The following is a 16,888-nucleotide window of genomic DNA, read 5'->3' on the forward strand; positions in this document are numbered from 1 at the left end:
TGCTGCATCGCCTCAAGAATGATGTTTTGAGGAAATTAAGATGTATAATAATTTAAGCAATGAGTACGTATTAAGTGATAATAATACTGATTCATACGTATTGCCAACTGATATAACACCATTTTTTTCTGAGGGGAAGGATGATGAAATATACTCTGGAAAAAGCGAACTGTCCATAGAGTTATCTGGAGATAAACTCAGTGATATTTTATCAATTTGTGGCGGGGACATAAAAAAAGTTAATACTTTTCTAAAAGTGATCTGGCATAAAATATTGCATGTATACTCGCAGGATAACTGCACCGTTACCCTGAATTATGAAAAAAATGATGACTCTAAAGATAATTTTACATGGTGTAGTTATGACTGGGGTGAAAATGAATCATTGCTCACTGTTTCATTGACTGAGAACGTAACTCACTCTAGAGTTATGAGCCAGAATGATATTTTTGGTGATGAATACTGTAAAAATAAAGTCAAACCCTTTTTTGTTATTAGAAATATTTTCGGTAAGTCAGAAAAACCTGATTTTACTGTGTGTCAACCTATTATGGTAGATATAAAAATAGATAATAATAATATTGAGATAACAATGTGTTTTGATAAACGGTATATCTCGCTAATCACAGCAACAAAATTGATTGAACTTTATGAAAGTATTTTAAATCAGATTATTCAATCCCCAGAGAAAAAGCATGCAGAACTTGTATGTTTATCGGAAAAAGATTGTAGCCAACAGTTATTAGACTGGGGCACAGTGAGTCAGGATTTTCCTTTGAATGTCACTGCCCATAAAATTTTCGAAATGAAAGTGGAAGAAAATCCTGAAAAAATAGCTCTCGTTTTTCAAGAAACATCTGTTACTTATAGAGAGCTAAATGAACGAGCTAATATTCTTGCTCATAGAATACAGAACAACTATTTGGCGCGATTTGGTAAAAGTGTATCGGAAGATACATTAATTGGTTTGTACTTTGACCGCAGTATCGAAATGGTTATTTCAATATTGGCAGTATTGAAGGCTGGAGGTGCTTATTTACCTCTTTCAACTGATCACCCTAAAGCTTATTTAGAGCAAATAATTTCTGATGTAAATCTTGATTTAATTATTGCACATGAATTTTTTTCGGAAGACCTTAATTCTATTTTAAATAATTTTGATAATCATGTTGAAGTTATTAATCCGATTTTGTATGGTTGTGAAAATTCAGATTTCATTAATAACCCTGTTTCTTCATCGCATTGTAATAGTCTCGCTTATGTTATTTTTACATCAGGTACCACGGGTAAACCTAAAGGGGTAATGGTTGAGCATAAAAATTTAGTTAATCTTATTTGTGGCCAGATAAATACTTATAATCTGACAGATAATGAAACTGTAATGTGGTGGCCTCCATATCACTTTGATGGTTCTGTTGATGTTCTCTTTATGACACTTCTTCATGGGGCTAGACTGATAATTCCCAGTACTGAGAGTATCCATTCTATTGAGCAGATGAGAACGCTTGTTAAACGTTATCAGGTGACTCATTTTGCTGCCACTCCTACGTATTTATCTGCATTAGGACGGGGCGATTTTGATGCTAGTCTGAAATGGGTTATAAGCGCGGGTGAGCAATGTTCGCAGGCAATAAAAGATAGCTGGAAGGAAAGGTTAGTTAATGTTTATGGGCCTACAGAAACAACTGCTGTTTCTGTAAGGAGTACAGATATTGGCTCATCTGCTGAGGTTAACCGGATTGGTAGACCAGTGGCGAATGCAAAACTGTATGTACTTAATGATAATTTGCAGTTACTGCCGCAAGGTGCAATTGGAGAGTTGTATATAGGTGGCGCTGGTGTATCACGAGGGTATTGGAATCAACCTACGTTAACTGCAGATCGTTTTTTAAACGATCCATTTGCTACGGATGAAGAAATTGCGAAGGGATATAACCGAATGTACCGTACAGGAGATATGGTACGTTGGTTATTTGATGGTAATCTAGAATATGTTTCCCGTAAAGATTTACAGGTAAAGATACGAGGTTATCGTATCGAGTTGAGTGAAATTGAAAGTGCACTTTTGACTTATGAAGGCGTAAAGCAAGCTGCAGTGATTACTCAGGGTCAGGGTGAGATGAAATACCTTTCAGCCTATTTAATAGGTGACGATAACACTAAGTTAAATATAAGTGAAATACGCAATAGCTTATCGGAAATACTACCTGAATATATGTTACCATCTGCTTTTTTACAGCTAGATAGTTTGCCTGTGACTTTGAACGGCAAGTTGGACTGGAGAGCATTGCCTGTTCCTGTTTCAAATGAAAACCATGACATCACCCCGCCAAGAAATGAAAAAGAAAAAATATTATGTGAGTCACTGCAACACTTTCTGGGATATAACAAGGTTGGTATTCATGCAAACTTTTTTGAAATGGGTGGAAACTCAATTATCGCGATTCGTGCTGCAGCAGATTGGCAAGAAAAATTGGGTATAAAAGTTGATGTGGCAACTATAATATCTCAACAGTCTGTTGCCGTTATTGCTGAAAATTTGGGCAGTGAACTATCAGCCAGTATTGTTGCTCAAAATCTATCTTCGTGCCCTCTGTCATCATCGCAAAAAGGGCTGTATTTTTTTGAGCAACTTGAAAATGGGGCGAAGGCGTATCATGTTCCGCAGTTAATAAAATTGAATAAAAGCGTTGATCTCCTGTTACTTCAGGATTGTATTTCAATACTAGTAGAACGGCATGCTATTTTGAGGACATGTTTTGGCACAGTTGACAATGAGGAGGTACAGTATTTAACGGATCAGTGGCCAAGCTTGAATTATACGAATACTCTCACGCAGAAATCGTTCTGGGAACAGGTTAAGAAGGATATTGATGCCCCTTTTAAATTAGCAAGTGAGCCAGGGTTCAGGCTATGTGGGTATGATGTAGAAGGTCAACGTTACTTACTCTTCACCTGGCATCATATTGCCTGTGATGGCTGGTCTACAGAGGTTTTCTTTAATGAACTGAGTCACATCTATAAGTCTTTGATGGATGGGGAGTGCTATCAGTTACCCTCGTTGCCGATTAGCTATTTCGATTATGTTGTCTGGCAGGAAAATCAGCTGACAACGGATGAAAGTAAAATACATAGTGACTATTGGACAGATGCATTAAGTGGTGCACAAGATCTAATCATGCCGTTGACGTATCCTCGCCCTGCTGTATTTGACTACAAAGGGGGTGAAGAGGTCTTTCGGTTGAGTGAGCTTTTGTCTTCCCAGCTAAAAGCGCTAGCGAGAAAGTATAAAGTTTCATTAAACACGGTAATGCTCTCAGGATTTTATATTTTACTCAGCCGTTTATCGGGTCAGTATGATATTACAATTGGTATTCCTTCTGATAACAGGGAGCATAGACAAACCCATGGTGTGATGGGGTTGTTTGTAAATCCGTTACCTATTCGCCTTCAGGCTTCAGCACAGGTTGCAATTTCTGAACTGATTCATTCAGTCCATCAATCGCTTACCCTGGGTAAAGCTCATCAAGATTTACCTTTCGATAAAATTTTAAATGTGGCCCATACAGAGCGAGAAGCATCGAAACATCCTTTGTTTCAGGTTATGTTTAACGGCCATGATTTTTTAAATGGCATTAGTAATAGTGAACCACTTTTCCAGCATATTCCTATGAGTGAGCAAGCCGTACAGCATTATGCACAGTTTGATTTGAATGTCACTGTAGGGTGGGCCGAGAAAGAGATACAAGGTACTTTCAATTTTGCATCCAGCCTTTTTTCTCGTGCTGATATTAAGCGTTACGTCGAAATGTATCGAAGAGTGTTGCAGAAAATCGTAGCGCCGGAATCAGAGTACCTGTCTGATGTCGATATGTTGGAGGTAGGAGAAAGGCAACATTTATTAGGAATAACAAAAGCGCAATACACTAAGGTGTTTGTCGACTCTCAGTTAACGGTTCAGCAACGTTTTCAAGAGCAGGTACGACGTGCTCCTTTAGCAGAAGCGATTGAATTTGATGGGCATATTCTGACTTATCAGGAACTGTACCTTAAAGCTTGCCAGGTCGCGAATTTGTTGCACTCAAAATGTCCATCTCCCCATGTCGGCATTTATATGACCCGTTCCTTAGAGATGGTGATCGCGATATGGGGTACTTTATTCGCGGGTAAAGCCTATGTGCCAATGGAACCGGATCAACCTCACAGTCGGACTGAACTGTTAGCTAATCAAGCCCAGGTCGGATTGTTGTTATGTAATAGTGATACCTATCACCAGGCCATGACGATATCGGTCGAGTCTTTGCTAATTGATGTCAATGCCAATCCGTTATCTGATTCAACACACCTTTCTGACAGGCAATACCAATCTGATAGCCTCGCTTACATCATCTTCACTTCTGGATCAACAGGTCAGCCGAAAGGGGTAATGGTTGCTCATCAGGCTTTAACGAACCGGATTGACTGGATGCAGCGGCAATATTCTTTATTGGCCAGTGATACCGTTTTGCAAAAGACGCCATTTAGTTTTGATGTCTCAGTCTGGGAGTTCATCTGGCCATTAGTGGCTGGAGCAAAGTTGGTGATAGCAAAGCCTGGAGGTCATCGTGATGCGCATTATCTGGCAGAGCTTATACAGGTAAAAAAAATAACAACACTGCATTTCGTGCCATCTATGTTACGTGCCATGTTGGATAGTGGCTGCTGGCAGGGATGTGATTCTGTACAGCGGGTATTCTGCAGTGGCGAGGCTTTATCGCCTGAACTTTGTGACCGATTTTTTCATTCGGGTACTCGAAGTGAATTGCATAACTTGTATGGGCCGACTGAAGCCGCTATTGATGTGTCATTTTGGCAATGCGAACCGTCAAAGACATATAAAACAGTTCCTATTGGCCGTCCTATTCAGAATATTCGGTTGCTGGTGCTTGATCCTGATTTGAATCTTGTTCCAACCGGCTGCCAGGGTGAATTATATATCTCAGGAATTGGTCTGGCGGAAGGCTATTGCGGACAACCGGAACTGACTGCGGCCTCATTTATTGCATCACCATTCGATGAACTACAAGGTGAGCGGCTCTATAAAACAGGCGATTTAGCCAGATGGGTTGCACATTCTGAGTTAGAAACGAATGGGACAGTACGGCCGGCATATCTGGAGTATCTGGGGCGAAAAGATCATCAGGTGAAGCTTCGTGGACATCGAATAGAACTGGGTGAAATAGAACATCAGATAAACAGACTGGATGGTGTTCAAGCATGTGCAGTTGTACTCAAGCAGGTTGGTGATAATGATCAACTGGTTGTTTATCATATCGGAAACGCTGAAAACACATTTATTCAGACCAGATTAGCTGAGATATTGCCTGACTATATGGTTCCTAAGATTTATCAGGCGGTAGATCATTTTCCTTTATCTGCGAATGGCAAGCTGAACAGAAAGGCATTACTTGATGTTGAGATAAATATTGAGACTAGTGCCGTTAGTCCAGAAACACCGGAGCAGGCCATTTTATGCGATATTTGGAAAACGGTGTTAGGGGTTGAATCTGTCAGTATTACGGATAATTTTTTTGCGTTAGGTGGTGATTCCATTCTTTCTATTCAGGTTGTTTCTTTAGCGAAACGACGTCACTTAGAATTTAGTGTGCAGGATTTATTTATTGCACAAACGATTGAAAAACTATCAGAGAAAATAATATCTAAACAAACGAAAGTTATTGAAAGTGAAGTGGATGGTGAGCAAGTATTATTGCCAGCGCAAGCGCACTTTTTCTCATCGGCGCACACTGATCTGACTCATTATAACCAGTCAATGCTACTTGAATTATCTGTACATCTGACGAGTGAGCAGTTGGCATGTATTGTTTCTTATCTCGTATCCAGGCACGATGTTCTTAGGCTTCATTTCCATAAAAAGAATGAACAATGGACCGGAACATATCAAACCTATACAAAAGTCCAGCTTGAGCAAACATGGTCTGTTGTTTCTGTTCAGCCGGATCAGATTTCTTCTTATTGTGAAAACCTTCAAGGCAGCCTCTCATTTTCTGGGCCGCTTTTTCATTTTTCTCTGTTAGAGCATGAAGGTAAACAACTTTTATTTGTGACTTTTCACCATTTGCTCGTAGATGGTGTGTCTTGGCGTGTGTTGTTGGCAGATATAGACGATTTGATCAACCAATTGCCGAATTCGGATCTGCCATTTTCATTGCCGAACAAAACGGATTCACTGCAATCTTGGGGTAAGCAGTTGCAAACCTTTGCCACTGAGCAATTCTTCGCAAAGGAATCAGAATACTGGCAACGACAGTCGTTGGAAAAATTGCCGAAACTACCAACAGACGGTGATGAGCCGTTTGAGGATACGTGGCGTAGTATTAATACTTTCGCTTTCACACTGACCGATGAACAGAGCCGTTCTTTACGAGAGAGGGGAGCAGCACTATACGGGCTAAAAGAAAATGAACTGTTACTGATTGCTGCTTATCTGGGAATAAATCGCTGGCGAGGCGTAAAAGCATTCAGGGTACTGATGGAGGCGCATGGGCGCGAAACAGCGGAAACCAGTTTGTCTCTGACTGAAACTTTGGGTTGGTTTACCTCTTTGTATCCTGTTGTTCTTCGTACATCTTCTTCGCAGTGTGTTGAATCGGTCATGAAAACACTTAAGGAACAGCTACGAGCTGTGCCGGGCAACGGTTTAGGCTATGGAGTACTAAGGTATATCAACAACGCTGCGTCCGCTTTGACTGATATGCCTGCCGATCAACACTATTCGTCCCTGATGTTTAATTACCTTGGACAAGTGGATGGGATTACGGATCAGTTAAACAACATTCGTGCAGTGAGTGGCACTGTTCTGATGTCGTCGCATTCAGAACAAGGGCATCCAACCCGAGGTGATATTGCGCTTTCCAATCGGCGCGAAAGTCAGTTGATGTTAAATGTTCTGCGTCGTGGTCAGCAATATGTGCTTGAACTGGGATACAGCCGTAGTGAATATCGTGACGCCTCTATTAAGCAGTTGGCCGACGACATCCTAGCCAGCGTGGCGCGAATTATTGAACACTGCAATACGAGTAGCAACAGGGTATTAACCCAAAGTGACTTCTCGCTTGCCCATATCATGCAAGATGAAGTCGAGCAATTATCCGCACGTTATCCGGATCTTGCTGATATATACGATGCCACGCCAATGCAGAAAGGTTTGTTCTATCACCACCTCAAAGGAGACGCAGGTGGTGAATATGTAAGTCAGATTTGGATGACGCTGAACGGCAAATGGGATGAATCAGTTTATCGTTCTGTCTGGAGCGATTTAGTGAAGCGTCATGAAGGTTTCAGAACGGCTTTCAGTGATGATGGGCGTTACCAACTGGTGCTTACTCATGCTGATATTCATTGTTACATTGAAGATGTGAAGGATCTGGAACCATCCAGACAGCAGGAAAGACTAAAGGCATATCTGGAAAAAGATAAATTACAGTCGTTTGACTTTGCATGCCCGCCCCTTGTTCGTCTTGCTGTATTCAATTTATCTGATGAAACGCAAGTTTTACAGGTGACTTATCATCACAGTATTTTGGATGGCTGGTCAGTGTCTCTGATGCTGACGGAGCTGCTTACGCTATATAAAGCTAAGTTGGAAGAGCGTTGTATATTGTTGCCAGAACCTGCTTATCCTTCCTATTTACAGTGGCTTGAACGGCAGGATTCACAAAAAGCAATGGCGTACTGGAAGGATGTAATTGGGGATATCAGCTCGGCTACCCCATTAGCCATTGATAAAATTCCTGTTGTCTCGACAACGCAAGGTGCGCGAGAACGCAGATGGCAACTTGATGAACGGGATACGGAGCAGCTAAAGGTTTTTGCCCGCACCCACAACACGACGCTGAGTGTGGTTGTTCAGGCTGCATGGGCCTACCTTTTACACCGCTACAGCGGCGAGCAGCGGGTTATGTTTGGCAGTGCAAATGCTGGCCGTCCTGCAGAGGTTGAAGGTATTGAAAATACCATTGGCTTGATGGTGAATACCTTACCGGTCGTTGTAGACTGTGACAATGATCTGAGGATATCTGAGTGGTTAAAGCAGATCCACGATCTGGGTGTAGAACGGGATCGGCATGGCTTCTTGTCATTGGCTGAAATTCAGTCTTGCTGTGAATTGCCAGAGGGGGAGCCATTATTTGAAACGCTTGTAGGTATACAGAATTACCCGGTTGATAAAGCACTCTTTGGATCCAGAAAAGAAGAGCAAAGCCAGTTATCATCTCAAATATGGATCGATGGCATTCAGTCGAATGAACAAACCAATTATACCGTCACCTTAATGGTGGAGCCGTACGATAATCTTGAGTTTGTCATTGGTTATCGTGCTGAGCAGCTTAACGACAATACAGTGGCTGCTATGGTTGAGCATTTACAGCATATTCTTCGGGTGTTCATGGAACAGCAGCCTGCGACTATAGCTGATCTCACTATGCAATCCGAGCAGGAGCTTGAGCAATTATTAGCAATCAGTCGCGGCCATTCTCAGCCTTATCCTGAGCAGTTACGGATAAACACATTATTTGAGGAATACGTTGAACTGAGCCCGCAGCATAATGCGGTGAAGTTTGGTGATCTCTGTCTGACCTATTCTGAACTGAACAGAAAGGCTAATCAATTAGCGCATTATTTATGCCAGCGCGGGGTGGCACAGGGTGATTGGGTAGGTATTTGTATCACCCCACAAATTGACACTATTATTGCAATTTTAGCGGTTATTAAAGCAGGCGCTGTCTATGTACCCCTCGATCCTGCTTATCCGTCTGGCCGTATTCAGTTTATGCTGGAGGATGCAGGGATCAAACTGTTGATCACTGACAGTGAGTGTGTTTCTTTGCTGACAGCAGCGGCCTCAAAAGGCAGCACCATTATTTTACTGGATGGCGATGATCGGCATGGCATCGACCAATGCAATACGTCGAACTTGCCTGCGCCTGAGAAACAGTCTGCTGCATATGTGAATTACACGTCCGGTTCTACGGGAACCCCGAAGGGAACGGTGGTAGAGCACCACAATGTTATCAGGCTGGTGAAAAACACAAATTACATAGATTTGAAACCGCAAACAATGATGGCCTTTGCCTCAAATACGTCATTCGATGCGGTGACGTTTGAGATATGGGGCGCATTGCTCAATGGCGGCACGCTCATCCATATACCGAAAGATTGCCTGGTTGATCCTCTGGCTTTGGCCGATAAATTAAGACAAGAAAGTGTCACTACTTTGTTTGTGACAACAGCGCTGTTTAATTTGGTCTCTAAAGAGAAACCGGATTGTTTTGCATGCCTGGAGACACTGCTTTTTGGTGGCGAGGCTGTCAGTACGGATGCGGTACAAGCCATCCTTCATCACGGGAAACCCCAGCAATTACTGCATGTTTACGGGCCAACAGAAGGCACCACATTCAGTACATGGTATCCGGTAACAGAGCAGACACTGCGGAGTTACACCACAGTGCCAATTGGGTATGCCCTGTCGAATACATCACTGTATGTGTTAGATGAAAAACAGAGATTAGTACCTGTAGGTGTTCCCGGAGAGTTATACATTGGCGGGGAAGGTATTGTTCAGGGATACCATAATCGCCCTGGCATGAATGAGAAGGCGTTTATCCATACGCAGCACGATCCTTCAGACAGGCTGTACCGCACTGGTGATCTGGTACGACGGTTGGAAGATGGCAGCCTCGTCTTTGTCGGGCGAGCTGACGAACAACTTAAAATACGGGGCTACCGTATTGAGTTGGGAGAAGTTCAGTCTTGTTTGACTGAACTAAAAGGTGTCAGTGATGCGGTTGTTCTGGCGCAAACGAAAGACGGTCCCGATGCGCAGGAAAAAGAACTTGTTGCGTATATGGTTCTTAATGAAATGCTAGAGACTAATCCGTTACCCAAAGCGGAAAAGACTGAGCAATTGCTGGATTCATGGCAGGCATTGTATGACAACTTATATCGTCACTCTGATGCCGAAAATATGTTTGATACAACAGGGTGGAACAGCAGCTATACCGGACAACCACTGTCTGCTGATGAAATGAAAGAATGGCAGCGCCACACTGTGAGCCGCATTCTGTCATTATCACCGCAGCGTATTTATGAGATAGGTGTTGGAACCGGGTTGTTACTGCTTCAGTTACATTCTCATTGTCAGCACTATAGCGGCATAGACTTATCGGGTCAGGCGGTCGAGCGTCTGCGCCATCTCATGTCGAAAAATGGGATATCACATGTCGACCTACGTCAGGCGGAGGCTTGTAATGATTCCCAACGCCCCATAATGGCTGTCGACACCGTGATTATTAACTCTGTCTGTCAGTACTTCCCTAGTATTCATTACTTCTATGATGTTATTCAAAGTGCGATCAAAGCCATGGATAGCACAGGGTGTATCTTCATTGGTGACGTGCTGAATTATCGTTTAATGGATGTGTTTCATGTTGAGTTAGCACATCACCGCTTGGGGAGTGATGCGACGTTAGAGGAACTATACAGCAAAGCCTCTTCATCAATGGCGGCGGATAACGAGCTTTATGTCAGCCCGGAATTTTTTACCGCACTTATTGATCACTGCCCTGAGGTTGTTGACATTAAAGTCCAACTGAAAACGGGGTTTGCAAATAACGAAATGAACCAGTTTCGTTATGATGTGTGTATTTATATCGATAAAGCCTATTCCGGTGATAACTCAGAGTCAGTTATCGCTGAACATGACTGGCAACAGGAACCACTGCCACTGAATGCCCTGCAAAGCATGATTCAATCGCCGAACGACAGTGATTGTCTGGTTATACGGGGTATCCGTAATTCCCGTTTAATGGCTATGCCTTATTTAGCGGACATTGAACGTGAACTGGTATCGACGGGTGACATCAATTTAGCGGAGCAATCTGCTGCAGAAAACGCAGTTTCTGCCATTCATCCGGGGGAACTTGCACAGATGTGTGAGGCCATAGTCAGTAATGCTTCACATTGGGCAGATTATCAAATCACATGGTCTGTCACGCATGGGATGAAATCTGTCGATCTCTGGTTGTATAAACATCCGGAGAAAGGCTATTTCCATGACCGCAATTTGCATAACCGACATGTTACGTTTTCTGTGCTGGCGAGCAATCCGGGACAGAGTAATAACAGCAGCGAGCAGGCTAAACATATCCAGCAACAGCTAGCGGTTTTGCTGCCATCTTACATGCAACCCGTTCGCTTTAATGTGGTAGACAAATTACCACTGACACCGAACGGTAAAGTGAATAAACAGGCTTTGCTGAGTCATGATCTTCATCGTGTTCCATCAGGACTGTATGTTGCCCCGCAAACCAACACGGAACAAAAACTGGCCGAGATCTGGCAAGATTTGTTGCAGCTTAACAGAGTGGGTTGCCAGGATAACTTTTTTGAGCTTGGCGGACATTCGCTGCTGGCGACGCGGCTTATTTCTGCAATCAGAAAGTTATGGCAGGTGGATATCGCGATTAAAGCAATATTCGAAGCGCCAACCGTGGGGGAGTTAGCTGCACTGATTCAGCAGTCCGGAACGTCAGAATTGCCCGCAATAACAGCGATGCCACGAGAAGGGCTGTTAGAACTGTCATTCTCTCAGCAGCGATTATGTTTTATTGATCAGCTAGGAAATGCCCGTGAGCAGTATAACGTTCCTTTGGCCTTCCGTATTGAGGGTAACCTTAACATTCAGGCGATGAAATACAGTTTAGAACGTATTGTTGAACGCCATGAAGTATTGAGAACCAATATTGAAATTGTTGATGGGAAACCGTATCAACGGATCCGGCCTGCTGGTTGTTTTGAATTGGATGTTATTGACTTATCGGAGCTAGCCGCGCAACAGCAGCAGATATCGCTGGAGGCTATCCAGAAAGAAAATAACGTTCGTCGCTTTGTACTGGCGAGTGAACTGAAACTTCGAGCAAAAATCATTAAGCTGAGCGACACCTCGCATCTGATGTTGATTACTTTGCATCATATTGCTGCTGATGGCTGGTCTATCGGGATTGTGATTGATGAAATTAATGCTTGGTATCGCAATTACACAACCCCTCAAGCGAGTGCGTTACCACCGCTGCCAGTTCAGTATGCGGATTTCAGCCAGTGGCAACGAAAATGGCTACAAGGAGAAGTGCTGGATGAGCAACTGAGTTACTGGCGTCATCAGTTACGTGGTCTTCCCGATGTTCATCAATTACCTACCGATTTCTCACGCCAGAAGACACAGAGCTACCATGGTGGTTCGATCAATCAGACACTGGGCCGGCAGCAATTGCAAGGGCTGAAGCAGCTTGCCGCAGATCAGGGTGTTAGTTTGTTTATGGTACTGCATGCCGCTTATGTATTGCTGATGCACAGATACAGTGGTGAGCAGGATATCGTGATCGGAACACCAGTGGCAGGACGCGAGCAGCACGAATTATCCCCATTAATTGGCTTTTTTGTGAATAACCTGGTTTTGCGCTCACGTCTGGATAGCGTGTCAGATTTCACTACATTGATTCAGCAAAGTAAGCAGGTGCTGCTGGAAGCGTATGAGCATCAGCAAACACCATTTGAAATGTTGGTAGAGCAACTCAAACCAAATCGAAGCCTGAGCCATAATCCATTGTTCCAGGTGGTGCTGTCACTGCAAAACATGCAGAAGTCAGAATTAATGCTGCAAGACTGTCAGGTCACCCCTGTTGAGACATCCTTGTCCAGAGTCAGCTATGACTTAGTGTTACATGTGTCAGAAGAAGAGGACAATTTACACCTGCGCTGGGAGTTTTCAACTGATCTGTTTAAAGCCAGTCGCATCCGCAAAATGGCGGGACACTTCGATGAGATAGTCAATGAAGTAACCAAACAAGCGGTGGTGCCTGTCAGTTCCGTCGCCACCTCGCGTTGGCAACAGGATCATTTACATCAGCAAAATATCCAGAAAAGCATGCAGTTCTGGAAAAGCCAACTGACAGATGCTGCTCACGGGCGATTATATCAAGACAAATTGATTACCCCGACAACGATGACTCAGGCTGTGAAAGTAAGTATTGATTCTGATATGACAACAGAGTTACAGATGCATGCAGAGCAGCTTAATCTGTCATCGGCTGTTATTTTGCAGGCGTGTCTTGGTATTGCACTGTCTTGTGTAACTCAACAAAGTAACGTGTTGTTTGGCGTTTACAGAGGGGACAATTCTTCGCACGGAGAAAAACTGGCCTATTTGCCTGCTAAGTTATCCGTGAAAGCCCATTCCCCATTCAATGAATTACTCGACGAATACAGCCAGTGGCTCCATCTTGCGCAGCAACATCAGGGCCTCAGTTTTTCGGCGCTGAAAGAAGGCCTGAATGAAGGGGATGAGCTATATCAGGTCGGTATGAGTGCATTGCAGAATGTAACCATTGAGTCGTTGCCTGAAGAAGGACGGCCAGACATTATTTTGCAATTAGAACCTGAAGGGCAGGCAATACAAGGGCAATTGGTGTTCTCAGGTAGCCAACTGGCTGTAACCAGTGCGCAAAGGCTGGCCACTTTGTTTGAACGTGTGGTGAAGGCGGTATCGGAAAACGTGAATGTCATGCCTTCTGATATCCCTCTGATGAATGGCCAGGAAAGGGATCTATGCCTGAATGTCTGGAATGCTACCGATACCGTCTGGCCAGACTCCCTGACTTTGGCTGAAGTGTTTGAACGTCATGTGAGGACTAACCCGGATGCCCTGGCTGTGACCTGGGATGGCGGGTCGTTGACTTACGCGCAACTGAACAACCGTGCTAATCAGTTGGCATCTGTATTAATGGCACAACATTTAGCACAGACAAAAACAGGGCTTGCACCAGATACTTGTATTGCTTTGGTTGTCGAACGTAGCCCAGAGATGATCATAAGCATGCTTGGCGTATTAAAAGCTGGAGCCGCTTATGTGCCGATTGACCCGACGATACCGGCAGACCGACTTCGTTTCATTCTGGACGACACTCAGGCACCGTTGATGATTACTCAGTCTGCACTCCTCAATGCGGTGACAGAATGCTTGAACGGTACAGATTGTTCGTTAGTCAATGTGGATGACGTCATTGCAGAAGATATATTGACAGGTAATCCTGAATCGATGGCATCTTCCAGAAATTTGGCATACGTCATTTATACCTCAGGGACTACAGGACAGCCTAAGGGCGTTATGGTTGAGCAGTTCAGTGTTGTCAATCATGCTTACGGGCTTGCTGCCAAGCTCGGTGATGCTTTTAGTCGTGTTGATTTTTCAACCAATTACAGCTTCGATTTGTCGGTTGCCACCAACCTTTGTCCGTTGTTGACGGGGGCTACTGTTGCCATCTATCAAGGTGATCAACGTAATATTCATGATTATCACCAGCATTTATTGCAGCAGAAAGTAACGCTAGTTAAGTCAACCCCAAGTCTTGCGGAAGCGGCATTTACTTCGATTCCTATGCCGGAATGTACATTGTTACTGGGCGGTGAAGCATTACATCCGAGCTTACTTAATGTGTTAATAGTCAATTTCAGGCAGGTCTTCAATGAATATGGTCCGACGGAGGCAACCGTCGCAGCAACCATTACAACTATATCGGATAAAGAGGCAGTTACTATTGGCCAGGCTTTTCCAAATGTCCGTCTGTATTGCCTGAATGAAGAGTTAGAGCCTGCCCCGATTGGTGTTCCGGGTGAGTTATACATTGGTGGAGCGGGTGTTGCCAGAGGGTATTTAAATCGTCCGGCATTAACAGCGCAACGCTTTATTGATAATCCGTTTGTCAGTCTGTCGGATATTCAGAAGGGTTATACGCGTTTATACCGAACCGGTGATTTTGTGCGTTGGACGGATACCGGACACTTGGATTTCATCGGGCGAAATGATGAACAAGTGAAAGTACGTGGATTCAGGGTTGAATTAGGAGAAATTGAAAGCGCACTCCGATCATTACCGGCGATAAATCAGGCTACAGTGGTCGTGCGAGACACAGGCAAGTCGTCGCAGCTGGTGGCTTATGTTGTCGTAAACAGCGGTGAAGAGGCCAGTGAGGCGTATTTACTGGGTTTACTGACATCAATCTTACCCGGACACATGTTGCCTTCAGCAATCATTCGTCTGGAACACATGCCTCTTACTGCTAATGGCAAGATCGACAAAAGGGCGCTACCTGCGTCTGATGCGGAGTTTAGTGAAAACTTTATTGCACCGACACAGCATCTGGAACAGGTGTTATGTCATATCTGGCAAGAGGTGCTGGGTGTGGAGAAAGTCGGTGTGCACGATAATTTCTTCCGTATCGGTGGGGAATCTATTCTGTGCATTCAACTTGTTGCCAGGCTGCGGCGAGAGGGGTTCCAACTTCAGGTAAAAGATGTCTTTGAATCCCCGACTGTAGCTGGGCTGGCTGCCTTGCTCAATCAGGACGCAGAAGAGGCTGAGATTTTGAGCGAACAGGGTGTGCTAGCCGGTGAGTTTGATCTATTGCCAGTCCAGGCTTGGTTCTTTGACCGACAGTTGGCCAATCCACATCATTTTAATCAGTCTTTTACTGTCAATCTTCCCGCCGGTGTCACACAGAAGTCCCTTGAAGAAGCACTTTATGCGTTAACTGAGCATCATGACATGCTCCGGAGCCGCTTCGTGCAGCAAAATGATGGTTCTTACCGGCAGTTTTATAGTTCTGATGTTTCCGCGTCTGTCCCCACACTGCAACACTGGAGTCTCTCCGGTTTATCGACCGAGGAGCAAGAAGAGCGGGCAACTGCGTTTCAGTCCGGCCTGAATATCGAAATTGGCCCGCTGTGGCAAGCGGCGATAGTTTCGGATTATGACGATGGCACGACCCGTTTGTTGTTCACTTTCCACCACCTGGTCATAGATGCAGTGTCCTGCCGGACTGTGGGTGAGCATATGAAGTTGTTACTCACAGGGCAGTCTTTACCTTCTAAAGGTTCAAGTTACCGGCAATGGGTTGAAGCGGTTAAGCAATATGCACGCGATAATGAAAATGAGATTTCATACTGGCAAGACGTGCTTGCCGATCAGGCTGCTTATCAACTTCCGGAAGCACGTAAACATCGTAAATTATCTTTAACTCAGCAGGAAACAAGTCAGCTTTTACACATCGCCAACAAAGGTTTTAACACTGAAATTAATGACTTGCTGCTCTCTGCCCTGGCGCTTTCGCTTTCTCATGCGTTTAAGCGGGAAGCTAACCTTATTACGCTTGAAGGTCATGGGCGGGAAAGTATCCATGACCAGATTGATGTTACTCAGGCCGTTGGCTGGTTTACGACACATTTCCCAGTCAGATTGACAGCATACGACACAATTGCCGAGACGATTATCAGAACGAAAGAGTCCTTACGGACAATCCCTAAAAAAGGATTGGGGTTCAGCTCGCTCAATTATCAGGGAAGCGTGGCGAATGCCAGCCTGCCAGCGGTTGGTTTTAATTATCTGGGTCAATTAGATACAGGAACCACAGCAGAGCCATCGCAAGACTGGCAAATGAAAGCTGAAGGCCTGGGGATGATTATCGATAAGGCTAATCAGGAAGCTTTACAACTGACTATCTATGGTGGTGTCCAGCAAGGTGTGCTGACATTTGAATGTATTTCCCTGATGAGTAATGAAACGACCGACAGTGTAATTCAGTATTTCGAACAATATCTGCAACAGGTTATCAGTGAGGCATCAGCAAAAGCCTATGAGGGAGGTCAGCTGACACCCAGCGATGTTTCAGCTGATATTTCCTTGGCTCATCTGCGTCATCTGCAAGGAAAGTTTAATGTGGATGAAGATACGACAATAGAACCTGACGCTGCTCCGAGCAAAACGATAAGGATATAA

1 protein-coding gene is annotated in these 16,888 nt (G+C 44.2%); it reads left to right on the forward strand.

What is annotated here, in order from left to right:
• Positions 1-40 precede the first annotated feature (40 nt).
• Positions 41-16,888: a non-ribosomal peptide synthetase gene (locus IFO68_RS16340; RefSeq protein ID WP_192016902.1), complete on the forward strand. Its 16,848-nt coding sequence runs from the start codon at positions 41-43 to the stop codon at positions 16,886-16,888.

Source organism: Photobacterium arenosum, from assembly GCF_014841115.1.
In the GTDB taxonomy this organism is placed as follows: domain Bacteria; phylum Pseudomonadota; class Gammaproteobacteria; order Enterobacterales; family Vibrionaceae; genus Photobacterium; species Photobacterium arenosum.

What these genes read in the sequence shown, in the direction of transcription:
- IFO68_RS16340 (WP_192016902.1), top strand. Translation starts at nt 41, where the DNA reads ATGTATAATAATTTAAGCAATGAGTACGTATTAAGTGATAATAATACT.